This is a genomic window from Nitrospira sp. NS4, assembly GCF_049546785.1.
GTDB lineage: Bacteria > Nitrospirota > Nitrospiria > Nitrospirales > Nitrospiraceae > Nitrospira_D.
Genome location: NZ_JBMWAN010000007.1, coordinates 37,316 through 60,837, shown reverse-complemented (window position 1 = coordinate 60,837; position 23,522 = coordinate 37,316). Strand labels below are relative to the sequence as shown.

At 60.8% G+C, this 23,522-nt stretch carries 23 protein-coding genes and 1 tRNA gene; 13 read left to right on the top strand and 11 right to left on the bottom strand.

All coding sequences use genetic code 11. The features are described 5' to 3' along the window. Positions 1–3: 3 nt before the first annotated feature. A complete protein-coding gene (locus ACO9S2_RS16880; RefSeq protein ID WP_423723577.1) occupies positions 4–978 on the bottom strand; it encodes an acyl-CoA desaturase in 975 nt (324 codons plus the stop codon). A 351-nt stretch (positions 979–1,329) separates the two neighbouring features. Here ACO9S2_RS16880 and hemE point away from each other — a divergent pair, with 351 nt between their 5' ends. The 4 genes from hemE to ACO9S2_RS16860 all read left to right on the top strand — a co-directional run bounded on the left by hemE (position 1,330) and on the right by ACO9S2_RS16860 (position 5,349). Continuing rightward, complete coding sequence (hemE, locus tag ACO9S2_RS16875; RefSeq protein WP_423723576.1) at positions 1,330–2,355, top strand: uroporphyrinogen decarboxylase; 1,026 nt, start codon at positions 1,330–1,332, stop codon at positions 2,353–2,355. Positions 2,356–2,470: 115 nt separating this feature from the next. Then, positions 2,471–3,397, top strand: a complete 927-nt coding sequence (gene hemH, locus ACO9S2_RS16870; RefSeq protein ID WP_423723575.1) for a ferrochelatase — start codon at positions 2,471–2,473, stop codon at positions 3,395–3,397. A gap of 3 nt (positions 3,398–3,400) precedes the next feature. Next, positions 3,401–4,855, top strand: a complete 1,455-nt coding sequence (hemG, locus tag ACO9S2_RS16865) for a protoporphyrinogen oxidase (protein ID WP_423723574.1) — start codon at positions 3,401–3,403, stop codon at positions 4,853–4,855. A gap of 86 nt (positions 4,856–4,941) precedes the next feature. Continuing rightward, entirely contained in the window at positions 4,942–5,349 is a 408-nt protein-coding gene (locus tag ACO9S2_RS16860) for a hypothetical protein (protein WP_423723573.1), read from the top strand. A gap of 23 nt (positions 5,350–5,372) precedes the next feature. Here the strand turns inward: ACO9S2_RS16860 and ACO9S2_RS16855 are convergent, their stop codons facing one another. Both ACO9S2_RS16855 and mazG read right to left on the bottom strand, forming a co-directional pair. Then, entirely contained in the window at positions 5,373–5,990 is a 618-nt protein-coding gene (locus tag ACO9S2_RS16855; protein WP_423723572.1) for a hypothetical protein, read from the bottom strand. Positions 5,991–5,992: 2 nt separating this feature from the next. Beyond that, positions 5,993–6,868: a nucleoside triphosphate pyrophosphohydrolase gene (mazG, locus tag ACO9S2_RS16850; RefSeq protein ID WP_423723570.1), complete on the bottom strand. Its 876-nt coding sequence runs from the start codon at positions 6,866–6,868 to the stop codon at positions 5,993–5,995. Positions 6,869–6,997: 129 nt separating this feature from the next. On the opposite strand from mazG, the gene ACO9S2_RS16845 reads away from it, so the two are divergent. The 3 genes from ACO9S2_RS16845 (at position 6,998) to ACO9S2_RS16835 (ending at position 11,362) form a co-directional block, all read left to right on the top strand. After that, positions 6,998–7,387 carry a DUF1844 domain-containing protein gene (locus ACO9S2_RS16845; RefSeq protein WP_423723569.1) on the top strand — a complete coding sequence of 130 codons (390 nt, stop codon included), beginning with the start codon at positions 6,998–7,000 and terminating at the stop codon, positions 7,385–7,387. A gap of 134 nt (positions 7,388–7,521) precedes the next feature. Next, a complete protein-coding gene (locus ACO9S2_RS16840; protein ID WP_423723568.1) occupies positions 7,522–9,870 on the top strand; it encodes an ATP-binding protein in 2,349 nt (782 codons plus the stop codon). Between the two features lie 97 nt (positions 9,871–9,967). Further along, a complete protein-coding gene (locus ACO9S2_RS16835; protein WP_423723567.1) occupies positions 9,968–11,362 on the top strand; it encodes a sigma-54-dependent transcriptional regulator in 1,395 nt (464 codons plus the stop codon). Positions 11,363–11,377: 15 nt separating this feature from the next. On the opposite strand, the gene ACO9S2_RS16830 is transcribed toward ACO9S2_RS16835, so the two are convergent. Together ACO9S2_RS16830 and ACO9S2_RS16825 are read right to left on the bottom strand one after the other, a co-directional pair. Beyond that, entirely contained in the window at positions 11,378–11,995 is a 618-nt protein-coding gene (locus ACO9S2_RS16830; RefSeq protein ID WP_423723565.1) for a response regulator, read from the bottom strand. A gap of 100 nt (positions 11,996–12,095) precedes the next feature. Then, positions 12,096–12,812, bottom strand: a complete 717-nt coding sequence (locus ACO9S2_RS16825; protein WP_423723564.1) for a DUF4197 domain-containing protein — start codon at positions 12,810–12,812, stop codon at positions 12,096–12,098. A 343-nt stretch (positions 12,813–13,155) separates the two neighbouring features. On the opposite strand from ACO9S2_RS16825, the gene purM reads away from it, so the two are divergent. The 5 genes from purM (at position 13,156) to ACO9S2_RS16800 (ending at position 16,732) form a co-directional block, all read left to right on the top strand. Continuing rightward, positions 13,156–14,193, top strand: a complete 1,038-nt coding sequence (purM, locus tag ACO9S2_RS16820; protein ID WP_423723563.1) for a phosphoribosylformylglycinamidine cyclo-ligase — start codon at positions 13,156–13,158, stop codon at positions 14,191–14,193. Further along, the gene (gene purN, locus ACO9S2_RS16815) at positions 14,183–14,857 is read left to right on the top strand and encodes a phosphoribosylglycinamide formyltransferase (RefSeq protein WP_423723562.1); all 675 of its coding nucleotides are present in this window, start codon (positions 14,183–14,185) and stop codon (positions 14,855–14,857) included. Before purM ends, purN begins: the two co-directional genes overlap by 11 nt. A gap of 174 nt (positions 14,858–15,031) precedes the next feature. After that, positions 15,032–15,107: transfer RNA gene (locus ACO9S2_RS16810), tRNA-Ala, on the top strand. A 341-nt stretch (positions 15,108–15,448) separates the two neighbouring features. After that, positions 15,449–15,691 carry a GIY-YIG nuclease family protein gene (locus ACO9S2_RS16805; RefSeq protein WP_423723561.1) on the top strand — a complete coding sequence of 81 codons (243 nt, stop codon included), beginning with the start codon at positions 15,449–15,451 and terminating at the stop codon, positions 15,689–15,691. A 156-nt stretch (positions 15,692–15,847) separates the two neighbouring features. Next, complete coding sequence (locus tag ACO9S2_RS16800; protein ID WP_423723560.1) at positions 15,848–16,732, top strand: DUF72 domain-containing protein; 885 nt, start codon at positions 15,848–15,850, stop codon at positions 16,730–16,732. Between the two features lie 69 nt (positions 16,733–16,801). Here the strand turns inward: ACO9S2_RS16800 and ACO9S2_RS16795 are convergent, their stop codons facing one another. From ACO9S2_RS16795 to ACO9S2_RS16775, 5 genes are all read right to left on the bottom strand, one after another. Next, entirely contained in the window at positions 16,802–17,131 is a 330-nt protein-coding gene (locus tag ACO9S2_RS16795) for an Hpt domain-containing protein (RefSeq protein WP_423723559.1), read from the bottom strand. Then, a complete protein-coding gene (locus ACO9S2_RS16790; RefSeq protein WP_423723558.1) occupies positions 17,128–19,407 on the bottom strand; it encodes a response regulator in 2,280 nt (759 codons plus the stop codon). The genes ACO9S2_RS16795 and ACO9S2_RS16790 overlap by 4 nt, the downstream gene beginning before the upstream one ends. A 37-nt stretch (positions 19,408–19,444) precedes the next feature. Further along, positions 19,445–20,449 carry a diguanylate cyclase domain-containing protein gene (locus ACO9S2_RS16785; protein WP_423723557.1) on the bottom strand — a complete coding sequence of 335 codons (1,005 nt, stop codon included), beginning with the start codon at positions 20,447–20,449 and terminating at the stop codon, positions 19,445–19,447. 44 nt (positions 20,450–20,493) lie between these two features. Beyond that, complete coding sequence (locus tag ACO9S2_RS16780) at positions 20,494–21,132, bottom strand: response regulator (RefSeq protein ID WP_423723556.1); 639 nt, start codon at positions 21,130–21,132, stop codon at positions 20,494–20,496. Between the two features lie 93 nt (positions 21,133–21,225). Continuing rightward, positions 21,226–21,672, bottom strand: a complete 447-nt coding sequence (locus ACO9S2_RS16775; protein ID WP_423723555.1) for a GatB/YqeY domain-containing protein — start codon at positions 21,670–21,672, stop codon at positions 21,226–21,228. A gap of 239 nt (positions 21,673–21,911) precedes the next feature. On the opposite strand from ACO9S2_RS16775, the gene ACO9S2_RS16770 reads away from it, so the two are divergent. Continuing rightward, a complete protein-coding gene (locus ACO9S2_RS16770; RefSeq protein ID WP_423723554.1) occupies positions 21,912–22,130 on the top strand; it encodes a hypothetical protein in 219 nt (72 codons plus the stop codon). Here the strand turns inward: ACO9S2_RS16770 and ACO9S2_RS16765 are convergent. Further along, positions 22,127–23,509: an MFS transporter gene (locus ACO9S2_RS16765; RefSeq protein WP_423723553.1), complete on the bottom strand. Its 1,383-nt coding sequence runs from the start codon at positions 23,507–23,509 to the stop codon at positions 22,127–22,129. The two genes, ACO9S2_RS16770 and ACO9S2_RS16765, sit on opposite strands and share 4 nt — an antisense overlap. Between the last annotated feature and the right edge of the window lie 13 nt (positions 23,510–23,522).

Below are 23,522 nucleotides of genomic sequence, written 5' to 3'. Positions count from 1 at the left end.
TTCTTACACCGCGACGGCTTCCTGCTTCGTTTTGCCTTCCCGCACATAGTCGGGCACATCGCGGATATCCCAGACGAGCCCGACCTTCTCCATCAGCTTTAAGCAGTAATACGTCATGTCGATTTCCCACCAGTAGAATCCCTGCCTGGTCGAGGCGGGGTAGTAGTGGTGGTTGTTGTGCCATCCTTCGCCCATGGTGATGAGCGCCAGGATGAAATTGTTGCGGCTGTCGTCGCCGGTGACGTATCGCTGCGAGCCGTAGACGTGCGAGAGTGAATTGATGGTGCATGTGCCGTGAATCAGGGCCACCGTTGAAATAAAGAAGCCCCAAATCAACATCTGCGGGCCGTTGGTGCCCAGGCCCGGCGCATAGGCCTCCAGGAGTTGTCCCAATCCGAACATCCCGAATCCGGCGAGGGTGGGGACAAGGATATCGAACCGGTCGAGGAAACGCAGTTCCGGGTATTTCGCAAAGTCCTGGATGTTCTTGAGGCGCGGTGCAAAATGGGTCTGGGATGTAAACCACCCCATGTGCGACCAGAGAAACCCGCCCTGCCGCGGGGAATGCACATCGTCTGGGGTATCGGAAGCGATATGATGGTGTCGGTGATGGCCGGCCCACCAGAGCGGCCCGCGTTGGGCGCAGGATCCCCCCAGCACGGCAAAGGCGAATTGAACGGCGCGAGAAGTTTTGAACGTGCGATGCGAGAAGTAGCGGTGATACCAGCCGGTGATGGCGAACATGCGCGCAAAATAAAAGGCGACGGCGACGGCGACGGCCGTCCAACTCCATCCCACCCAGATGACCCCGAGGCACATCACATGAACGGCTATGAGAGGAATGCAACGCAGCCAGTCCATCTTGGGCACGCCGTCCGTCTTCATGTGCTCAAGGCCGGCCCAGGAGTCGAACCAGCGCAGGACCGTCAGCCAGAGTTCCTGACCTCGAGTTGGTTGGATGGTGTGTACGTCGGACATTCACTTACCTCCAGGTCAGGGATCGACGCGGCACTTCTTTCAGAAAGAGTGCGCCGGTTTCCCGGTTAACTGCGCAGGAGTGCGGCACTAGGGAAAATCGGGCTCAGGCAGGCCGCAGATGCTGGGTTTCCTCTGTAATGGTTCGTCCAGCGTGGTATTGAGACGTCATTATACATGCCACATTGAAAAAGTAAAACAGTGGTTGCCGATTCCTGTGTGGCAGGCGGTTATTGTATGTGACCGGTGATGCCGCTGTTTTTTACGGGACTGTTCCCCCTAGCCCGGGCGTCACGCACGAGACCGCACCGTCATTTGACACCTCTGCAGTCGCATCCTTAGAATGCGCCGATTATGAATGATCGTTTTCTCAAAGCCTGCCGGCGTGAGCCGGTCGATTGTACGCCGGTCTGGTTCATGCGCCAGGCGGGCCGCTATATGTCTGAATACCGGGCTCTCCGGGCGAAACACTCGATTCTGGAAATGTGCAAGACGCCCGAGTTGGCGACACAGGTCACACTCCAGCCCATCGACCGGTTCCCGCTCGATGCGGCCATTATTTTTGCCGATATCCTGCTCCCGCTCGAGCCGATGGGCATCAGCCTGGAATTTGCCGAGGGGGAAGGTCCGGTCATTCATAACCCGGTTCGCGACCGCGCGGCCGTCGAGCGCCTCAAAGTCGTCGATGGCGATGAGCTGGATTATGTCGCGGAAGCCATCCGGCAAACGCGCCGTGCGCTGAACGGACGCGTGCCCCTCATCGGATTCGCGGGTGCGCCCTTTACGCTCGCGAGCTACGCCATCGAGGGCGGGGGATCGCGGAACTATCAGCACACCAAGCAGATGATGTACGGGGATCCGGCCGCGTGGCACAAGCTGATGGACAAGTTCGCCCGCGTGATCACCGGCTATTTGCGCCGGCAGATCAAAGCGGGGGCGCAGGCGATTCAACTGTTTGACAGCTGGGTCGGCTGTCTCTCGGCGGGCGACTACGCCGAGTATGTGAAGCCGCACGTCCAGCTGATTTTCGACGGACTCAAGCACGAAGGCGTGCCGCTGATTCATTTCGGCACCGGGACCACCGCCATCCTCCGGCAGATGCGCGAGGCCGGCGGGGATGTCATCGGTCTCGATTGGCGGGTCCACCTGGATGAAGGGTGGGCCATGGTCGGGCACGACCGCGCGGTGCAAGGCAATCTGGATCCGCTCGTGCTCTTCGCTCCTCTGCATGAAATCGAACGGCGTGTCGAGGATATCTTGCGGCGGGCCGGTAATCGGCCGGGGCACATCTTCAATCTCGGTCACGGCATTCTGCCTGGCACCCCCGTCGATCATGTCGCGGCTGCTATCGATATGGTCCACAAGCTCAGCCAACGATAGGCAAGTGGCGAGGGGTGAGGGGCGAGAGGTTGAACGTTGGAATGGACGTCTCTTTCCCCTAGCCGCTCGCCTGGTGCCCCTCGCCTAAGGATTGAATATGTCAGGACCCCAGAACATGACCGCAGTGCTGCTCATGGCGATGGGGGGGCCGGACTCCCTGGAAAACGTCGAGCCCTTCTTGAAAGACGTTCGCGGCGGACGTCCGACGCCCCCCGAATTGGTTGAAGAAATTCGAGCGCGCTACCGCGCGACGGGCGGCAAGTCTCCGGCTGTCGGAATCACGCAGGAGCTCGCCAAGAAGCTCGAGGCGAGGCTGAATCAGGACGGCCGGGGCCGCTATCGGGTGTATATGGGACTCCGGCACTGGCATCCCTTTATCAAAGAAACGTATGCGGAATTGCTGCACGAACAGCCGAAGCGCGTGATCGGTTTCTGCATGGCGCCGCAACAGTCGTCGCTGAGCACCGGCGCCTATCAAAAGAAAGTCGAAGAGGCGCGATCCAGCTTGCAGAGCACTTGTCCCGTAAGCTATGTGGGAAGCTGGAACCGCCATCCGCAACTCGTTGCCGCCATTGTGGAAAACATCCGTCAGGGGCTCTTGAAGTTTCCTGCCGATGTGCGAGGCCGAGTCCCTGTTCTCTTTACCGCGCACAGCCTGCCGGAGCGGATCGTGCAGATGGGAGATCCGTATCCTCAGGAGGTGCGCGGAACGGTTGAGGCGGTGACCGCCTTGCTGGGCAGTCAGCCGACCCGGTTTGCCTACCAAAGCCAGGGGCGTTCCGGTGAAGCCTGGCTCGGGCCCACGGTCGAATCGGCCCTCGAAGACCTGCATCGTGAAGGGCGGCGGCATGTGCTGGTCGCGCCCATCGGGTTTCTGTGCGACCATGTCGAGACGCTGTTCGATATCGACATTGAACTCAAACAGCTGGCCGAAACGAAGGGGATGCAGCTGGAGCGGATCCCCATGCTCAATGCGTCGCCGGCGCTGGTCGAGACGCTGGTCTCGGTCATCGATGCGCACGAAGCGGCTCTGACAGACTAACCCGTGGCTATCTCTCGTACAGTGGCGATTGTCGGCGGCGGCATTTCCGGCCTCGCGACCGCGTTTGCCCTTCAGGAGCACGCGGCGGCGGCAGGCCTCTCGCTCCGTTGCACAGTGCTGGAATCCGGCCCGTCCTGGGGCGGAAAGATCGTTACCCACCGCATCGGCGATCTGGTGACCGAAGCAGGGCCGGACTCCTTTCTGTCCCAAAAACCGGCGGGCCTGGAGCTGTGCCGCAAACTTGGTCTGACGGATCAGCTCATCAATACCAATGAGACGGGCAAGAAAGCGTTCGTGCTGCACGGCGGACGGTTGCATGAATTACCCGAGGGGCTCATCACGTTCGTCCCGAAGCAGTTGGGACCCTTTCTGCGCAGCGGCCTGCTCAGCTGGACCGGCCTGGCCCGCATGGGGCTGGATGTGGTGGTGCCGGCGAAGCGGTCGGGCGAAGACGAATCGCTCGCCTCATTTTTCCGCCGCCGGTTCGGGGCGCAGGCGTTTGAGCGGGTGCTGGAACCCTTGATGGCCGGGATTTACGCCGGTGATGCGGAGCAGATGAGCCTCAAGGCGACCTTCCCGCGCTTCCTCGAACTCGAACAGACGCACGGGAGCATCATTCGCGGCATGATGGCGGCGAAACAGCATGCGCCGCCGGTGGCGGCGAAGGGGACCAAGCGGACGATGTTCGTCAGTCTCAAGCACGGGCTCAGCGAGCTTGTTACGGCGCTCGTGGCGCGCTTGGCTCAGCAGGGGGTGGATCTGCGGCTGGGATGTTCGGTGAACGCGCTGCGCGTGCGGTCCCATCAACCGGGACGCTGGATGTATGACCTGATTCTGGACGATGGCTCGGCCTTGTCGTCAGAAAGTCTCGTGCTGGCGACGCCGGCCTATGTCTCGGCCGATCTGCTGCGGCCGCTCACCCCGATCGCCGGCGGTTTGCTGGAGATGATTCCCTACGCCTCCACGGCGACGATCGCGATGGCCTATCCGGCTGCGGCGGTGGCGAAATCCGTGCAGGGGTTCGGCTTCGTCGTGCCGCGCGCGGAGGGTCGTGACTTGATTGCGGCGACCTGGACGTCGCTCAAGTGGCCCCATCGGGCGCCGGGCGATCAGGTCTTGATCCGCTGTTACCTCGGCGGCGTGGGGCGCGAACGGATCCTGGAGATGGATGATGCGGCCTTGGTCAAGATCGTGCGGGGGGAGCTGTCCGCCCTCTGCGGCCTCACGGCGGAGCCGACCTATGTCGAAGTGAATCGCTGGTGGAAGGCGATGCCGCAATACACGATCGGGCATCTTGACCGGCTCACCCAGCTGGATGCGGCGCTCAGCCGGTATGGCGGGTTGGTCCTGACCGGGGCCGGGTATCGCGGCGTCGGCATTCCCGATTGTATCCGCGACGGGGCGGTGGCGGCGGAGAAGGTCGTGCGGTATCTGGCCGGACCGGTCTCCCCGGCCTAGGCTCCCCTCTTGTCATCTTCGGAACCAAACTCCTATAGTACCGCGCATGTGGCAACTGTCTCGTGATCGAATGGATGGTGTCATCGATGGAAGGTAAGCTGACGATTTCCGATGTGAGCGGGCCGTTTCGAGAACCGCGCGAGCCGATCTTTTCCTATGACTATTCTATTCAGCGGCCGACCTGGGCCACGCCGCACGGCGTGCGGGTAAAAGTGTCGATTCCGGATGAACTGGATGTCGTGCGGGAGCAGCTGCTTGGTGCGGTGACCGGGTCGGCTGGGCAGCAGCTCGTGATCGGAAAAATTTTGTCCCGCGCCATTGCCGACGGGAAACTGCGGATCGCCGAAGATGAAGGCATGTTGGCGGAGCGTCGGGATGTGATGCTCGATCCCTTCACCGGCCCCCTGGCCCACCTTTTCCCCAAGCTTCAGCACCTGTTGGCGCAGCAGCAGGCCTCTGTGCGCGACGAGATCAAGAAGCGGGCCGGTTTGTAGCTCGGCGCCGCGCCCTGCCTGCCTCAGAAAATGACGCGATAGTGCTTGGAGTGCACTCCGGACTCGTCTAACAGTCCGAGTGAGCCCTTGTCCGGGGCGCCGGTATCGTTGAGGTCGATACGGTAGTGCCCGCGCACGGCTTCCATCGCGACTTCGAAGGGAATGGCGGAGGGGAGGAGTGTGCCCGGTGCATGGGCGCCGCGAGCCAGTGTTTTGACGGCGTCAGGTCCGGCGAACTGTTGATCTGAAAAAATGTAGATGTCCGCCACGGCATGATCGCCCAGTTTATGGCCGGGGGTCGTGGCGGGCACGTGTTCGCCTAACGTGCCGGCCAGCCGTTCACTCTTCAGCCGTTTGAGAAGGCCGACGACCTGGCTATCCGTTGCCTGCGGCGGGACGACGAGGCTGATGGCATTCATCTCCGGGACGGTGGTCTGGACTTTGAAGATCACCGGGGCGGCTTCCGGATCCTCGACGACCGGGGCGGTCGGCCCCTCGGTGCCGGTCGCCTGCTTGTTTCGCGAACTGGGGACGATCAAGGCCACGAAGAGCCAGAGCCCGAGCAGGATGGCGAAGACCACGAGGAGGGGATGGGCTCCCGCGCGCTTGCCTTCTTCATAGGGATTCTTCTCGTCGCTCATCGTCAGCTCTTCTCCTGGGTCGATGGGGAGGTGCGGGGGTGGGCCTGTTCACGCAGCCGCTGTTTGGCGTTTTCCCAGAGCGCATCCATCTCGGCGAGGGTCATATCGGTGAGCGCTCGATGCTGGGCTGCGGCTTGCGATTCCACCAGCGCAAAGCGCTCGACGAACCGGTCGGTGGACTGGCGGAGCGCGTCCTCCGGATTGACCTTGATGAAGCGGGCCAGATTGACGAGGGAGAAGAGCAGATCGCCTAACTCGCCGGCGATGTCATCGGGACCGGTTGCCGGTGCCGGGGTTGCTGGCGAGTGAGCGAGAGCGGCGCGCAGTTCCCCGATTTCCTCTGTAATCTTCTTGAACACCTCTTCAAGCCCGACGGCATCGTGCGACCAATCGAAGCCCACCCGCGAGGCCCGCGCCTGCACCTGATAGGCGCGCAGCAAGGCGGGGAGCGCCTTGGGGACGCCGTCCAGAGCGGACTGGGGGCCTCCGGCCGCCCGGCGCTCTGCTTTCTTGATTTCTTCCCACTGGCTGAGGACCTGCTCGCCGTTTGCCGGCCTGGCCGCCGCGTTGTCGTCGCCGAAGACATGCGGATGGCGGCGAACCAGTTTGGTCGAAAGCTGATCGACGACATCGTCGATGGTAAACGTGCCGGCTTCGGCGGCGATCTGGCTGTGAAAGATCACTTGCAGCAGCACGTCCCCCAATTCTTCCCGCAATTTGGCATCGTCCTGGTGGTCGATGGTTTCCAGGACTTCATAGGTTTCTTCGAGGAGATAGGGCTTCAGCGACTCATGGGTCTGCTTGCGGTCCCAGGGGCAGCCGTTCGGGGCGCGGAGTGTCGCCATGAGGTCGATCAGTTTTGAAAATCGGTCGGACATGTTGTGCTCCGGAGCCCACTCTATAACGAGGGGAGGCGCGGCTTCAACGGCTGGCTTCGGCTTGCGAGCGAACGAACCCTATGGTAGGGTACCGCGCACGTGAGGTGATACCAGGTGAGTGAGGACGTCATGGCTGCGCAAGAAGAAGGATTTGTCATCCGGGACCGGCGGGGCGGAGGGAGCGAAGCCTCGGCAAGTCCGTCTGCGCCAAACGAACCCAAGCCACCGACCCAATCAGGCGATGCCGGTCCTGCCCGTGAAGCGCCGGCTTTTCCCGTCACGTTTTCCTCGTTTGTCATTTCGCTGGGCTCGTCGTCGCTGATGCTGATGGGCGAGCAGCTCGATCCCCGGCAACAATCCGTGCCCGTGAATCTCCCGCAGGCCAAAGAAATCATCGATCTGCTCTCCGTGCTGGAAGAGAAAACGAAGGGGAACCTGACCGCGGATGAGCAGACGGTGCTGCGCGACATGCTCTATGCCCTGCGCATGAAGTATGTCGCTCTCTCCTCAGGCACCTAATCCAAGGGGGATGCGCCCTCCCCCGGCTGTCATGCCTGCCGGGCTCTCCACACCGGCGTTTTGAGACTCCCCGGTATTTCCGCTATAGTGGTCCCAGCGCCCCTGCAATGTCGCAGCGGGGCGAGGCGAGGGCCATGCCGGACTTAGACCTTCCTCCGCATTCAGATTCTCCTGTTCCGCTTCCGGCGGGGGCCACGCTGCGTCCGGCAGGCCTTCAGTCGAGCGCGCCTGATCGCGACGTGACGCCGGCGTCTGCGGGACCCTCTGAGCCGGAGCGGAAAATGCGTCATCTGCGTCCGGTCTGGATCGTGCTCATCCTTCTGATCCCCTCTCTGGCCCTGACGTTCTACTATTCCCAGATCGTCGTGCCGGGCGGCCAGGAGGCCGACTCTTACCTGCCGACGAAGAGCTACGCGTTCGTGCTCCTGCTGTTGAACCTCGACCTGATCGGCTTTGTCGTGCTGACGCTGCTGCTGTCGCGCAATCTGATCAAAGCGTACTTTGAGCGGCGGCATCGCCTGGTGGGAGCGGGATTCCGGACCAAGCTGATCGCCGCGTTTATCGGATTTTCTCTGATTCCGACCATCCTGCTGGCGATTGTGGCGAGCGGCCTGGTGAATAAAGCGGTCGATGTCTGGTTCAACGAACAGATCGAGCGCGTCATGAAGGACTCCTATGAGGTGGCCAGGATGCAGCACGCCGGGCACATCTCTCTGGCGGTCAACAGCGCGCGAGCCATCGGCCAGGAGCTGTTTCGTGAAGATATGCTGACGCCCGAGCAGCGGGACCTCCTGGTGGCGGCGATGGCGCGGAAACGAATGGAATACGGAGTGGCCGGCATTGAGGTCTTTTCGGCCAAGATGGAGACCTTGACCAAAGCCCTGGATACGGACGTCCCGGCGGGGGTGCTGGACCTGCCCATCAGCCAGCTCGTCTTGCAGGTCATCAACGGGAAGCAGGAATTTACCTCGGTCCAGGAGGCGCAGACCGGTCGGTTGGTGCGGGCCGGTATGCCGGTGGCGTCGGGAAGCAACCGTGGCGTACTTGCCGGCGTGGTGGTGGTGGAAGCCTATGTGCCGGAATCGTTGCTGACCAAGATGGAAGGCATCGGCCGCCAGTACGAAGAATATAAGCAGCTCAAGGCGATGAAAAATCCGATTAAGGCCGGTGCCTACCTCTTCGTCGCCGTCGTGACGGTGATGATTTTGTTCAGCGCCACCTGGTTCGGATTCTACGTGGCACGGAGCATTACGGTGCCCATTCAGCGTCTGGCGGAAGCGACCGAGGCGGTCGCGCAGGGCGATCTCTCGGTGAAGATCGAGGCCAAGGCGACGGATGAAATCGGCACGCTGATCGAGTCGTTCAACCGCATGACGGAGGACCTGCAAGGCAGCAAGTTCAAACTTGAGGAGGCGAACCGGTCTCTCCGGGCGACGAATATCGAACTCGACCGTCGGCGTGCCTATATTGAAACGGTGGTGGATACGATTGCGGCCGGGCTCTTGTCGATCGACCGGAACGGCATCATTACGACCTTCAACCCGTCGGGGGAACAGATCCTGGGCCTCGCCGCGGACCGGGTGCGCAACCGTTCAGCGCACGAGGTGTTCAAGGAATTCGGGCTGGATGTATTTCAAACGGTCGTTGACCGGATGCAGTCCGATGACCGGGACGATTGGTCGCTGGAAGGGCAGATGGACGTGCAGGGCAAGCCGGTGACGATCCGGCTCAACGGCTCGCGCATGCGGGATGACGCGAACAAAGATCTGGGGTTCGTGTTGATTTTCGACGACCTGACGGAATTGATCAAAGCCCAGAAAGTCGCGGCCTGGCAGGAAGTGGCGCGGCGGGTGGCGCATGAGATCAAGAATCCGCTGACACCGATTCAGCTCTCCGCGCAGCGGCTCCGCAAGAAGTTCTTCGAGAAGTCGCCGGACTTCGAGCGGATTTTCGATGAGGCCACGAATGTCATTGTGACCGAAGTGGGCAGCCTCAAACACATGGTCGATGAGTTCTCGAAGTTCGCGCGCCTGCCGGCCCCCCAGATGGCGAGGCAGTCGTTGAACGAGGTCATGCAGGAGGTGCTCACGCTGTATCGATCGGCCCAGAAGGATATCGAGTTCATCGTCGACTTGGATGAAGACCTGCCGCCCTTGAACTTCGATCGCGAGCAGTTGAAGCGGGTGCTGGTCAATCTCTTCGATAACGCCATTCAAGCCATGAACCAGACGGGGCGGCTGTGGGCGAGCACCAGATATGATACCAAGCGCAAGCGGGCGGTCGTGACGGTTGCCGATGAAGGCGTCGGCATCGCGCCGGAAGATCAGGAAAAGCTGTTTGTGCCCTATTTTACGCGGAAGAAGACCGGGACAGGGCTGGGGTTGGCCATTGTGCGGCGGATCATTACGGACCATGACGGGCAGATTCATGCGGGGAACAACCAGCCGAAAGGCGCCGTGTTCACCTTTGATTTGCCGGTGTAGTGGGAAAAGTGATGCGTGATGAGTGACGGGTGATGAGCGGGATGTTGTTTTCCGCTTCACCGATCACACATCATCGATCACACATCACGGGGGACGCATGGCAGCATCGATTTTGATTGTGGATGACGAGGAGCCGATTCGTACGTCGCTGCGCAGCATTCTTGAGGACGAAGGGTACGATGTCGCCGTCGCCGCCAGCGGGACGGAGGCGCTTAAAATTTACACGACGGATCCTCCGGATCTCATGATCCTGGATATCTGGATGCCGGAGCTGGATGGCCTGGAGACGCTGAGGCGGGTCAAGGAGTTCGTGCCCAACGCCCAGGTCATGATGATGTCGGGGCATGGCTCCATTGAGACGGCGGTCAAGGCCATTAAACTCGGGGCCTACGACTACATCGAAAAACCGCTGTCGCTGGAGAATGTCACGCTGCGGGTGAAGCACGCGCTGGATCAATACCGGCTGGAAGAAGAGAACCGTACCCTCAAGACGAAAGTGCAGCGGAAGTTCGAACTGGTGGGGCAGTCGCCCGTCATGCAGCAACTGCGGCAATTGATTGAGACCGCCGGTCCGACCAATAGCCGCGTGCTGATCGGGGGAGAAAACGGAACGGGTAAAGAACTCGTGGCACGGGCGATTCATGCGCATAGTCCTCGGGCGGAGCATCCGTTCATCGCGGTCAATTGCGCGGCCATTCCGGAGACGTTGATTGAGAGCGAGCTGTTCGGGCACGAAAAGGGGTCCTTTACCGGCGCGACCTCGATGAAACGGGGCCAGTTCGAGCAAGCGGACGGGGGGACGCTTTTTCTGGATGAGATCGGGGATATGAGCCTGAGTACGCAGGCCAAGGTGCTGCGTGCCTTGCAGGAACAGCAGTTTACCCGGGTCGGGGGCGCCAAGCTGATGAAAGTGGACGTGCGGGTCCTGGCTGCTTCGAACAAGGACCTTGAAAAGGAAATTGCCAAAGGGCAGTTCCGGGAGGACCTCTACTACCGGCTCAACGTGGTGCCGATCATTGTGCCGCCGTTGCGTGAACGGCGCGAGGACATTCCCGCGTTGGTGCGCCATTTTATGAAGATCCATGCCGAGGAGCAGGGATTGCGTATGAAGGAAGTCACGCCCGAGGCCATGACGGTCTTTCAGCAATATGAGTGGCCGGGGAATATCCGCGAGTTGCGGAATCTCATCGAGCGGTTGATGATCATGGTGCCGGGGCCGGTGATCGAAGGGCCGCAGGCTGCGATGTCCCTGCAGGGGCGTGCCGGAAGCCAGATCGCGCCGGCCGGAGGCCAGGCCGCCAGCCCCCTCCTGAGCAAGTCGTACGATTCCTTGCGGGATGCGCGCAACGCCTTTGAGAAGGAGTATATCGGGCGCAAGCTTCGCGAGCACCATTGGAACATTTCGCGGACGGCCGAAGATCTGCAGATCGAGCGGAGCCATCTCCATCGGAAGATCAAGCTGCTGGAGGTGGAAATGCGGCCGGAGGCCTAAGAGAAGACCGGCCGGTCACCCCTTCGAGCAGTGCGCGCAGAGCAGGTCGTGAAATTTCGAGTCCGGATGGGATGCAACGTAGGTATCGAGGGCGGTTTCAGAGACCTGATCCGTCAGCGCTTTCCTGCAGGCCGGACAGACGGGGATCAGGTGCTGCAGCGTTTCCATATCGTGCAACGCCCGGTCGAGTTCGGTGATGGTTTTCGTCAGTTCCTGCTCCCAATTTTTGCGCGCCTCCGTTTCCTGCTTCAGTCGCAAGGCCGACTTTAACCGTGCGAGCAACTCCATCTGATCGACCGGTTTTCTGATGAAGTCGCTCGCGCCGGCGTCGAAGGCCGCTTGCAGATACTCGTTCTGATTGCGGGCCGTCACCACAATCACCGGGATCTGCTCAAACGCTTCAACGGCCTTGATCCGACGGCAGGCTTCGACCCCGTCCACCTCCGGCATCTTGATATCCATCAGGATCAAGTCCACCTTTGAGGCGCCGGCGCCGGCATGATCGAGATCTAGATAGGTAAACGCATCGCGGGCCGACGCGGCGGAGTGCAGGTCTCGATATCCCGCGCTCTTCAACATGCGATGGAGCAGCAGGCGTTCATCAGGGGAGTCGTCGACGATGAGAATGGCCACCGGAGTATTCCTCGCGCGAAGGGTTGCGTCTGGCTACAGTGCGAGTATAAGGACTTACCAGGAGGAGACAAGAAATTTCGCAGAAGGCCTGATGACGGTCTTAAGGGGTCCGGCGGCCGAAGACTTCTTTCAGGAGGGGTGTGACCCGGGCGGCGGGGTCCTGCCGGATTGCCTGTTCTTCGCGGCCCAGCATCAGGAAGAGTCCCTCCAGGCTCTTCCCCACCACATACTGGTCGATGTCGATCAGCTCGGTCTTGGCAAATGGAATGGCCTTAAATTGGCGGACCAAGTCTTTGTATTGACGGGTAACGCCGACCTCATTCATCGCGCGTGCGACCTGCGGGTGGAACGCCGCGGTCAGCTGAGCGGTTGTCTTGCTTCTGAAGTAGTCGGTCGCGGCGGTCTCTCCCCCTGACAGAATCTGTTGGGCGTCGGCAAACGTCATCGTTGCGATCGCGCCGAGAAAAATATCTTTTGCCTGCGGTGCCGCGCGTTCCGCCGCGCGATTCATACTCAGCACAAACTCATCGACTTGGGGGCCAAACCCAAAGACTCTCAGGCCTTTTTCGAAGGCCTGCAGCTGGTCCGGCATCAGAATCTTGATCGCGGCATTCCGGAAATACCCGTCGGGTTTGCCGGTAAGCGTCGTCGCATTGCCCGTTCCGACCCGGAGCGCTTCCTTGAGACCCGCGGCAGCCTTGTCTTGTGTGAGGGCGGCTGATTGAGGAAGGCCCAAGAGCCGGAGGGACTGATCCAGTTCGGCGCAGCCTGATAAAGCGATCAAGAACAATGCAAGCCATGGACTCAGCTGGCGCACGGCACATCTCCTTTGGCGGGGCAGGGAAAGAAGCAGACGGCCGCAGTATAGTCGAATCGTCGAGAGATTGTCGCGGTCCGGCGCCTGTGCAGCGGGAGGCATGCCGCATAATTGGTGCGTTGACCCCCAGAGGCTGCTCCGTTAAGATGCGCCTTCCGGGTCTGCCGGAGAGCCACCATTCGGCTGCGGTGAGCCATCCGCGGTCGTCCGCGTCGTTCTCGGCCCAAAACAATCCTCGACGTATTGCAGCGAATACGCCTCCGGTTGTGTCGGGCCTGCGGCCCAGCATCCGGCCCCGGTTTCTTAACCTCGCTGCGAAGGTGTGCTCCTCCAGGCTCTTCTTATGACTACCTATCGCGATGCCGGTGTCGACATAGATGCGGGAGACGAATTCGTCGATCGCATCACCCCTCTCGTGCGCTCCACGTTTCGCCCGGAGGTCCTGACGGACCTGGGGGGATTCGGCGGGCTGTTCCGTCTGCAGGCGAAGAAGTACGAGGACCCGGTGCTGGTCTCCGGGACCGATGGGGTGGGCACCAAGCTCAAAGTGGCCTTCATGATGGACCGCCACGATACCGTCGGGATCGACCTGGTGGCGATGTGCGTGAACGATATTGCCGTCAGCGGCGCCGAGCCCTTGTTTTTCCTCGACTACTTCGCGACCGGCAAGTTGTCCGTGCCCAAGGCGCAGGATGTCCTGAAGGGGATTGCCGAAGGCTGTCGCCAGGCGGGCTGTGCCCTCATCGGGGGCGAAACGGCGGAGATGCCCTCTATGTATGCCGATGGGGAATACGATCTGGCAGGATTTGCCGTGGGCGTGGTGGATCGGCCCAAGATCATCGATGGCCGGACTATCCAGCCCGGCGATGCGATTATCGGGCTGGCCTCCTCCGGCTTGCATAGCAACGGCTATTCGCTGGCCCGGCGGGTCTTGTTCGATCAGGCGAAGCTGACGGTGACCAGCCGGGTCCCGGAGCTCACGACGACCGTCGGCGAGGCGCTGCTGGCGCCGACCAGGATTTATGCCAAGCAGATTTTGACGCTCATTCAGGAACAGCCCATCAAGGGCATCGCGCATATTACCGGCGGCGGCATTACCGAGAATCTCCCGCGAGTGTTTCCTGCCGGTGTGCGGGCGCGCATTCACCGTGACCGCTGGACCGTGCCGCCGATCTGCTCGCTGATCGGCCGCCTCGGTTCGGTTGATCGGGAGGAAATGTACCGTGTGTTCAACATGGGGATCGGCCTGATCCTCGTCGTGCCCGCTGCCTCAGCCGATGCGGTGATGGCCAGGGCGCAGGCGCTGGGTGATCGCGGATACCTCATCGGCGAGATCGTGGCATCCCAGGAACATGAGCCGCAGGTGGAGTATGTCGGGTAGTCCCACCACTCCTCTCCGGGTTGCCGTGCTGGCCTCGGGGCGCGGGTCCAACCTCCAGGCCATTATCGATGCGATCGAAGCCGGGCAGGTGCAGGCGACGATCGTCGCCGTCATCAGCAATAAGAAAGATGCCGTGGCGCTGGAACGGGCGCGAAAACACGCCATTAAAGATATTTTCGTCGATCCCAAGCCGTTTGCGGGACAGCCCGACAGCCGGGAAGCGTACGATCGGGCGCTGTTAGCCCTGCTGCAGGAACATAATGTCGAGCTGGTGCTCCTCGCCGGCTATATGAAAATCGTGACAGCGGTCCTGGTCAACGCCTATGCCAATCGGATGATGAATATTCATCCGTCTCTGCTGCCGTCGTTCCCCGGTTTGGACGTCCAGAAGAAGGCGATCGAATGGGGTTGCAAGCTGGCGGGATGCACGGTGCATTTTGTCACGGAGGGCGTGGACGAAGGACCGATCATCGTGCAGGCCGCCGTGCCGATTCTGGATCAGGATACGCCGGAGACGCTGGCGGCAAGGATTCTTGAGCAGGAGCACAAGATCTATCCCCGCGCCGTGCAATTGTTTGCCGAGGGGCGGTTGCGGGTTGATGGACGGCGGGTGTTCATCGACCAGGGAAAGCCGGTTGGTGAGGCGGTTATTAGTCCGTCGTAGCGCTCTCAAAGAGAGAAGTTCCGCTAGAGACTCACGCAGCGGTTGTGTATAATGCGCTCACGTGGGGACGCGAGCCATACTTCCTCCCCGTTCTCTTTCCGCAGCTGACAGTCTGCGCGCTGATGCGCAGCGAACCCTGCGGAGTGTCCGGCTCGCGTATCCCGTTCCCAGGGTGGGGGGCTAGCTCAGTTGGGAGAGCACTACGTTCGCAACGTAGGGGTCGCGGGTTCAACTCCCGTGCCCTCCACCAAACCACACTTCGTGCGTACCGTCCGCTAATTATCGACTTATCGAATTATCGCGGACGGGTAAATCCTTGCAGTGATCCGATCCCAAATATCATGCCCGTTCCGGCGTCTACCCAGGCGAAGCCTTACCTCGTTTAGGTTGCCGGGTGAGCCCCACTTCTGACCTCCACATTAAATTCCCCGTTCAGCTAAAGATTCGGTTGGCAAGCCAATCTTTAGATAAAGGCATTGCTCGGCAATGCCGACGCTAACAGAAGGGGCTTGGTTGGCCTGCCAGCCAAGCCCGTAGCGAAGGTTGTCCCCCGAAGCGCAGTTCTGCGCATCCGCGAAGGGGGACCTTCTCATGAAGTACGTATACCTTCTTCAAAGCCTCTCAGCCCTCAATCAACGGTATGTCGGCATGACCGAGGATCTCGACGCACGGCTTCAAGTCCAGAATGCGGGCGGGTCGCCTCATACTTCCAAGTATCGGCCTTGGAAGGTTGTGATGTATCTCTGTTTTCACGATGATCAGCGCGCGATTGAATTCGAGCGGTATCTCAAGTCAGGATCGGGGCACGCCTTCGCGAAGAAGCGCTTTTGGTAGTCTCCTTTTCAACAGCTTTCTAGAGGAGTTGCTCAGGGGACGGTTTTCATGATCCTGGCTATAGTTTTGGTTAGCAAGCACTTGTCTCTCCGTTGCGATCATCTTCTTACGCATCGCACTTGATGCAGTGATCGGCGCTCCGTACACTCTTGCCCCATGTCTCTCTCCCCCCTCATTCGCTTTGGCACGTCGACCTGGACATACGAAGGCTGGCAGGGCCAGGTCTATACACGCCCCTACGCCAAGACCACGTTTGCCCGGGAGTGTCTCGGAGAGTACTGCCAGTACCAATACAAGGACGAACCCTTGTTCAGAACCGTGTGCAATGATGCCACGTTCTATCGGCCTCCCACGGCCAATCAGCTGCGACGCTACCTCGATCAGATTCCCGAAGACTTTGAGATGTGTTTCAAGGTCTGGGAGGAGATCACAATTCCCCGGTATGCCACACAGGCCCGTTACGGAGCCAAGGCCGGTCAACCGAATCCACGCTTCCTTGATCCGACGCTCTTCAAGGACCTGGTGCTGATTCCCTACCGTGAGGCGCGGTTTGAGCCGCACACGGGACCGTTCCTGTTCGAATTCCAGCGGCATGGTTTGTCTGCTCATGAGTTCTGCGCGAGGCTGGATGAATTCTTTCGGCAGGTTCCGAAGGACTTTCGCTATGCCGTCGAGATTCGCAACGCGGGACTTCTCGGGCCTGACTATCACCAGGTTCTGGAGGCCCATGGCGTGGCCCATGTCTACAATCACTGGTCCTACATGCCCCAGCTCGCGGAGCAGCACAGGAGAATGGGGAGTTTTACGGCCCCGTTTACGGTGCTGCGCCTGCTGACGCCGTTACAGATGCCCTACGAAGCCGCCAAGAAACGGGCGGCACCGTACACGAAGATCGTCGAGGAGTTGCCGGATATGCGGCGCGATACGGTCGAGCTGGTCAAGAAGGCCGTCGTTGAGAAGCGGCAAGCGTATTTATTGGTCAATAACCGTTCCGAGGGGAACGCGCCGCTCACGGTTCAGGCACTGGTGGATCGCTTGTAACGGTGTGCGGTCGGACGAGCTGTCTCGAGAAGAACGACAGGCCGCCGGTCAATGATCCGGCTCGGGGTGCTACCGGAACACGACGGCGACGCGGGCTAAAAAGTCTTCCAGTTGTGAGGTCGATCGCTCAATGGCCGGCTGGTCATGCCGGCCGGCTGCCAGTTCCATGCTTCCTCCGATTTCGCTGATGGCATGGAACCCGTATCCGCCGCCGTCGCCCTTCATCCGATGGCCGAGCATGCCGATCGTTTCAAAGTCTTTTTCAGCTAATGCGGTGCGGATGGTGCGCAGGTCTTTCTGGCGATTCGCCAGGAAGGTGGGGACGAGGTGTTCAAGGTCGCTATCGATGTGGACGGTGATCGGTTCGTTCGCTATCGGCGTCGGTTCGGGGGGTGTCATGTTTGATGCCCTTTGCACGCTTGGATGATCTCGATGAGGGTAGTCTTTTTGACGGGTTTCGTGATGTGCGTATTGCACCCGGCCTCGAAGATCTTGGCGGCTTCTTCTTTGAGGGCAAGGGCTGTCAGGGCGATGATCGGCGTGGGGGGGAGGTCCTGGTCCCGTTCCCATCGGCGAATGGCTTTGGTCGCGGTCAGGCCGTCCATGACCGGCATCTGCATGTCCATGAGGAGCACGTCGTAGTGGCCCTGCTTGAACTTCTCTACGCCGATCGCCCCGTTATCGGCGATCTCCAGCCGATGGGGGCTGTGTTTGAGATAGGAACGAATCAGCAATTGATTGTCGGGTGAGTCCTCAACGAGCAGGACGCGGAGCGAACCGGCGACAGTGGCCCGCCGCGCTTCGGCGATGTCGGATTGCGGCGGGGGCGTTCCTTTCGTGCGTCCCAGCGCAATGCCGATGGTTTGAAAGAGGTCCGATCGACGAAGCGGCTTGACCAGATATCCTCCCAGCCCCAGGTCGTAGGTGCGCGCGATGTCGTCCGCCCAGTGGTCCGACGTCAGCATGATGATCGTGAGCCCCTTTCGCATCGGGGAACCGTTCACGGCTTCTGCCACGGCAAATCCATTCATGCCCGGCATCCGGCAGTCCAACAGCAGCAGCTCGTATGGTGTGCCGGCTTCCGCGGCTCGGCGCAGCTCCGCCAGGCCGGCCGGTCCGCTTTCTGCCTCGGTGACGCAGGAGCCCCAGGCCGCGAGTGTTTCATGAAGGATCAGCCGGTTGGTGGGATGGTCATCCACGACCAGGGTGCGTACGTTGGACAGGTTGATCGCGGGTGCGGGGTTCTCTGCCGGGGAATGCGCCTGAACCTGGAACGCTATGGTGCAATAAAACGTGCTGCCGACACCCACGGTGCTCTCTCCCCAGATGCGGCCCTTCATCCGCTCGACTAGATGCCTGGAGATGGCCAGCCCCAGGCCGGTGCCCCCGTAGCGTCTGGCGGTCGAACTATGGGCTTGCGTGAAGCTTTCAAAGATTGCCGTCAGCTTGTCGGCGGGGATTCCGATGCCGGTGTCACGGACGGCGAATCGGAGCGTCCCGGGCACCGGGGAATCCGGATCGTTGGTGATGCTGACAATGACGGAGCCGGTGTCGGTAAACTTCAGGGCATTCCCGATCAGATTGATCAGGATCTGCGTCAGCCGATGGGGATCGCCGATAAGGGCGCAGGGGACGTCCGGTGCGAGGTGGCAGGCCAGTTCTACTCCCTTTTCACTCGCCCGCATGGCGAGGATTTCGATGGCTCGGTCGAGCACTTCGTTGAGGTCGAAGTCGATGGACTCCAGTTCAAGATGGCCGGATTCAACCTTCGACAGATCAAGAATGTCGTTGATCAGATTCAGCAGATTGCCGCCGGCCCGGCGGAAGATGCGCAGGTACTTGCGCTGTTCCGGTGTCAGCTGGGTTTCCCAGAGCAGATCGGCCATGCCGATGATGGCGTTCATCGGGGTGCGAATTTCATGGCTCATACTCGCAAGAAATTCGCTCTTGGCCTGGCTGGCCACCTCGGCGGCGTCCTTGGCCACACGGAGGGCTTGCTCGACCTTGCGCCGCTCTGCGGTTTCCAGGGCCAGTGTGGCCATGGTCGCCATGGAGCTGGCGAGATGTTCTTCGTACACCGTCCATCGGCGCGGGCCGCCCGCATGTTCGGCGCACAAAATCCCGACGACCCGGCCTTTTTGTATGATGGGGGCGTCGAGCATCGCGCCGATGTTGAGTGGGAGCAGGTAGCTTTCGGTAAACTCTTTGGTTCGCGGGTCCTGCCGGGCATCGTAGGCTGAAATGACCCGTTCCTCGACGGCCAGTGCCTGGAAGTAGGCCGGATAGTCGATGGCTTTCAGGACCATATTCGAGCGATGGCTGCGCGAGCCGGCTTCATAGAGATCCACCAGGCTAATCGCCTGACGGTCCTTGTCGAAAAGCCAGATGCTGGTCCGTTCCACGTTGAGCAAGGTTCCGCAGGATTCGGTAACCGCCCGGCAGGCGAGGGGCCAGTCTCCGCTGGTGAGGGCGTCGCTTTGGGCCAGTTGTCGCAAAGCGTCCTGGTATTGATTGAGGAGCGTCAAGGGGTGGCTGAGGACGGGGTGGAGAGCGTGGCCGGTGGTCGGGCTGCTGGATTCCGGGACCGGTGGTGCTGGGTCGTGAGCCGTTTGGCGAGGGGCGGCAGTCAGCTTCCTTGAGGGCTTTTGCCGTGCGAGGCGGTGATGACGTGGCATATCGGTATATGGGGCTCCACTCCGGAATGTCTAATGTCTATGGGTCGTGTGTATCTTGCACGAGCGACAGGAGAGCGGCCGGCCTGGCCCGGTTGCGCCCTTCCTGTTTTGCTTGATAGAGGGCCTGATCGGCCGCCTTGATTAAATCGGTCGGAGAGGCATGCCGGGTCGGAATCAGGCTGGCATAGCCGACGCTGATGGTCACCTGTGTGCCGTCGGCATGGGTGATCCCCAGCGATTCGACGCGTTGGCGAAGGACTTCCGCTACTTGCGCCGCCCCCTCCAGACCGGTTCCCGGCAGGACAATGACAAATTCATCACCGCCGTAGCGGGCGACAAGATCGCCGGGACGGTTGACGGCGCCGGAGATCGCGGTGGCGATATGTTTGAGGCATTCGTCTCCGGCCGTATGTCCTTTGGCGTCGTTATAGGACTTGAACTGGTCGATGTCGAACATGATGAGCGAGACGGGAGTCGATTCGCGCGTCGCCCGCCGCCACTCCTGGTCGAGAAAGTCGTCGAACTGACGACGGTTGGTGATCCCCGTCAGTCCGTCGAGGCAGGACAGCCGCAACAGCATTTGATTGGCTTCTTGCAACTGCCGCATGACTTCCAGCAGTTCTTGCTCCCGGGCGCGCCGCCGGTCGATCTCGTGGACAAGCCGGAGGACGGATCGGACCCGCGTGAGCAATTCAATTTTGTTGATGGGTTTCGCGACGTAGTCCATGGCGCCGGCGGCAAAGGCCAGCTGGAGCTCGACCGGGTCGGTTTTGACGGTTACCATGATGATGGGGGTATCGCGGAACCGGTCGTTGGCCTTGATCTGGCGGCAGGCTTCGATGCCGCTCATCCCCGGCATGAAAATGTCCATCAGAATCAGATCGACACGGGGGGCGGCCTGGGTGCCGTTGTTGACCCCGATCAATTCGAATGCCTGGGCCGCGGAGTCCGCCGCGAATATCTGCTCGTATCCCGCCGTGGACAGGATCGTTTGGAGCAGCAGGCGGTCGTCTGGTGAATCGTCGACTATAAGGATGCCCATAAATCGGACGCCCTCTCGGTGAATAGCTGAAGAAATCGTATCAGCTAGTCCTGGTAAACACCAGGATAAAGCTTCTTAATGCAGGGGTGGCAGAGGCCGTGGCTGAATTCAGCCTCAGAATGATCACTTAAATATTCTTCCAGCTGTTGCCACAATCCGCCGTCGTTGCGGATTTTCTTGCAGGACGCGCAAATCGGGATGAGCCCGCGGAGGACTTTGACCTCCTTCAGCGCGCGCTGGAGGTCTTCATTGCTGCGGCGAAGCTCGCGCTCCCGTTCTTTGCGGCAATCCATCTCCTGTTTGAGCGCCAGCGCGGAGGAGACCCGCGCGAGCAGTTCGACGCTGTTCACGGGTTTATTGAGGTAATCCATGGCGCCGGCGGCAAAGGCCTCCTTGAGGTTGCCGAGATCGTTGTTGGCCGTGACCATGATGACGGGAATGTCGCGCAGATGTTCAGCCTGTTTCAGTTGCCGGCAGGCCGAGACGCCATCGAGGCCCGGCATCAGGAGATCCATCAGGATGAGGTCGATGTCCTTCGGGGGTTCCGGTCCGGCCAGATTGAGCTGGTCGAAAGCGGCCTGAGCAGAGTCGGCGGTCAGCACGTCGTTGTGTCCGGCTTTGGTCAGCAGCGAGCGAAGCAGGAGGTGTTGGTCGGGGGAGTCATCGACGATAAGGATTGCCATGTCACACTCTTAACGGATACCTGGGAGGAAATCTGAAGCCGAGGGCGCGGTATCTCCGCCGTGCAGATCGAGCAGCAGAATGACGCGCCGGCGCTACTGCAGCTTGGCGCGCACCAGATCGCTGATCTGCTTCCCGTCAGCCGGCTGTCCGGCCAGGCGGGTCATGACCGCTTTCATCACGGCTCCCATGTCTTTGAGCGAGCGGGCGCCCGACTCGGCGACCACGCTATCGACGATCGCCGCCAGTTGCTGGGGAGAGAGGGCCTGCGGCAGGTAGGCTTCGATGATCGTGATTTCCTGGCGCTCTTTGGCGGCCAGCTCGGTGCGCTGGGCCTTCTCAAACTGTTCGACGGATTCCCGCCGCTGCTTGATGAGCGTGGTCATGATCTTGCTCATTTCCGCATCGTCCAGGTCTTTTTTGAGTTCGACTTCTTTATTCAGGATGGCGGCCTTGATCATGCGGATGACGTCCATCCGCAGTTGGTCTCTGGCCTTCATGGCCAGCTTCAGGTCTTCAGTCAGCCGATCGCGTAACGACATGGTCACCTCAATGAAAGAGCCCCGGCACGTGAGAGGAGAATACCCCGCCCTCACGGTTGAGTCAATGAAACGGCGGTCATGGCATTCATCAAGACGGGGGCGTATGATGCGGTCGCTGGCGGGCTGGAGGCCTCTGAGTGAGTACGGGTTTGCTGTTCCACCGCGCTGGTGCGGGCGATTCAGGCTGTGGGGAAGACGGTCGAATGACGGATCATCATGTCTCTGGAGGAGGGACGGAAATGACGGATCGAGTCCGGTGTGCTGCTGTGCGTGAACGAATCCTGTCCGCGGGTATTCTGGCCGTGGTGCTGATAGGGGCGAGCGGCTGTGCCAGCGAGCCACCCAAGCCTGCGCAGACGGTCACGCCGGATCAGGTTCGCGGTCATGCCGACAAAACGTTTGAAAGACTGAAACAGGATGAGCAAGGGCGGTCGGTTGATTCGACGGCGCCCCGCTAGCGGCGGGACTCTTTCAGGCGTTCGAGAGTCCACCGGCTGAGGGGTGCTATCAGCGGAAGCTCGCAGAGAAGTCGCGAGGGAGGTCGGTGTTCGACCTGGCGGGGTTCGCGGAATGTCCTCAGCAGCGCGATCGAGGTCGCGAGCCGCAGGACTCCGGAGATGAAAAAGATAAAGGGCAGATTGGAGGCCGGGTGCAGGCTCAGCGCTCCGAATTCCATGCTTCCCGGGACGGTGCTGATCAACCAGCTGCCGGTCATTGTCCCGATGGCCCATCCGGTCGCATTGACCGTACTGGTCACGGCGACGCCGTTGGCCCGATCCGCCGGACGCACGGCATCAAAGACATAGTTGTTCAACCCGAGCGACAGCCCTGCCCACACGACCCCTCCGAAAAAGTTCAGCGTGATAAGAAAGCACCAGGCCGAGCTGACGAGATAGAGCATCGGCAGAAAGGAAACCAGGAATCCCGTAAAGGTGAGCAGCGCCTTGTTTCCGAAGCGGTCGCTGAACCGGCCCCAGCCGGGGAGCGTGATGAATTGGCCGATGATCGCCGCGGCCAGCCAGGTGCCATATCCCCAATAGGGGAGGTGCAAGTCCTGGAGCAGATACATGACAAAAAAAGGACCGGAAATCAGTACGGCGACATGCATGAGTCCTGAAAAGACGAGAAACCGGCGAAAGTCTCTTGACGTTCCGATCCGGAGAAAGGCCATCAGGTTTTGGTGCGCCGGCTCGTCGTGCTGCACGGGAAGATCTGTGACCTGAGCCAGGGAACGGACGGAGAGACTGCGGAAAAAACCGGCTGTCATGAAGAGCAAGGCGAACCCAATCAGCGGGCGCTGCTGCTCGAAGAGGCTCAGAAGGATGCCGCCCAGGCACAGTGCGGCAAAGCTGGTGACGGCCATGAGTCGGGAACGTCGCGCAAAGTAGGCACCCCGCTCGTTGGCTTCGAGCAGGTCGGTGATAAGGCTGTTCCAGGACGGGGCGGCGAAATGCGCCGAGCCGAAGTAGAGGGCCGCGCCGGCGACGACCAGCCAGGGGGCCCATTCGGGGAACAGCAGCGGAAGGGTAAGAATAGGAATCCAGGCGAGAGATTGTCCGATGATCCCCCAGCGCACCGGAGCGGTGCGGTGGGAAAACCAGTGCGCCACATGGACGGAAAGGAGCTGTGCTCCTGTGCCGAGCAGTTGAGGGAGGGCAGAGAGCAGGCTCAAGTGAAACGGGGTGGCGTGCATCAGGAGTGCAAAGGCGGAGAGGTATTGCTCGCCGGATCCCTGCGTGACGGCTTGGAATACGCCATCACGCAATCCGAAGCGTTTTCCCGATTCGTGGGCCGACACGGCCTGGGGCGGATGACGCGGAGGTTCTTGCAGGCTCATGTGTTGTGAGCGT

Excerpts from the sequence above, each read along its gene's own strand:
- ACO9S2_RS16880 (WP_423723577.1), bottom strand. The coding sequence starts at position 978 with ATGTCCGACGTACACACCATCCAACCAACTCGAGGTCAGGAACTCTGG.
- hemE (WP_423723576.1), top strand. The coding sequence starts at position 1,330 with ATGAATGATCGTTTTCTCAAAGCCTGCCGGCGTGAGCCGGTCGATTGT.
- hemH (WP_423723575.1), top strand. The coding sequence starts at position 2,471 with ATGACCGCAGTGCTGCTCATGGCGATGGGGGGGCCGGACTCCCTGGAA.
- ACO9S2_RS16860 (WP_423723573.1), top strand. The coding sequence starts at position 4,942 with ATGGAAGGTAAGCTGACGATTTCCGATGTGAGCGGGCCGTTTCGAGAA.
- ACO9S2_RS16855 (WP_423723572.1), bottom strand. The coding sequence starts at position 5,990 with ATGAGCGACGAGAAGAATCCCTATGAAGAAGGCAAGCGCGCGGGAGCC.
- mazG (WP_423723570.1), bottom strand. The coding sequence starts at position 6,868 with ATGTCCGACCGATTTTCAAAACTGATCGACCTCATGGCGACACTCCGC.
- ACO9S2_RS16845 (WP_423723569.1), top strand. The coding sequence starts at position 6,998 with ATGGCTGCGCAAGAAGAAGGATTTGTCATCCGGGACCGGCGGGGCGGA.
- ACO9S2_RS16840 (WP_423723568.1), top strand. The coding sequence starts at position 7,522 with ATGCCGGACTTAGACCTTCCTCCGCATTCAGATTCTCCTGTTCCGCTT.
- ACO9S2_RS16835 (WP_423723567.1), top strand. The coding sequence starts at position 9,968 with ATGGCAGCATCGATTTTGATTGTGGATGACGAGGAGCCGATTCGTACG.
- purM (WP_423723563.1), top strand. The coding sequence starts at position 13,156 with ATGACTACCTATCGCGATGCCGGTGTCGACATAGATGCGGGAGACGAA.
- purN (WP_423723562.1), top strand. The coding sequence starts at position 14,183 with ATGTCGGGTAGTCCCACCACTCCTCTCCGGGTTGCCGTGCTGGCCTCG.
- ACO9S2_RS16805 (WP_423723561.1), top strand. The coding sequence starts at position 15,449 with ATGAAGTACGTATACCTTCTTCAAAGCCTCTCAGCCCTCAATCAACGG.
- ACO9S2_RS16800 (WP_423723560.1), top strand. The coding sequence starts at position 15,848 with ATGTCTCTCTCCCCCCTCATTCGCTTTGGCACGTCGACCTGGACATAC.
- ACO9S2_RS16795 (WP_423723559.1), bottom strand. The coding sequence starts at position 17,131 with ATGACACCCCCCGAACCGACGCCGATAGCGAACGAACCGATCACCGTC.
- ACO9S2_RS16790 (WP_423723558.1), bottom strand. The coding sequence starts at position 19,407 with ATGCCACGTCATCACCGCCTCGCACGGCAAAAGCCCTCAAGGAAGCTG.
- ACO9S2_RS16785 (WP_423723557.1), bottom strand. The coding sequence starts at position 20,449 with ATGGGCATCCTTATAGTCGACGATTCACCAGACGACCGCCTGCTGCTC.
- ACO9S2_RS16780 (WP_423723556.1), bottom strand. The coding sequence starts at position 21,132 with ATGGCAATCCTTATCGTCGATGACTCCCCCGACCAACACCTCCTGCTT.
- ACO9S2_RS16775 (WP_423723555.1), bottom strand. The coding sequence starts at position 21,672 with ATGTCGTTACGCGATCGGCTGACTGAAGACCTGAAGCTGGCCATGAAG.
- ACO9S2_RS16770 (WP_423723554.1), top strand. The coding sequence starts at position 21,912 with ATGACGGATCGAGTCCGGTGTGCTGCTGTGCGTGAACGAATCCTGTCC.
- ACO9S2_RS16765 (WP_423723553.1), bottom strand. The coding sequence starts at position 23,509 with ATGAGCCTGCAAGAACCTCCGCGTCATCCGCCCCAGGCCGTGTCGGCC.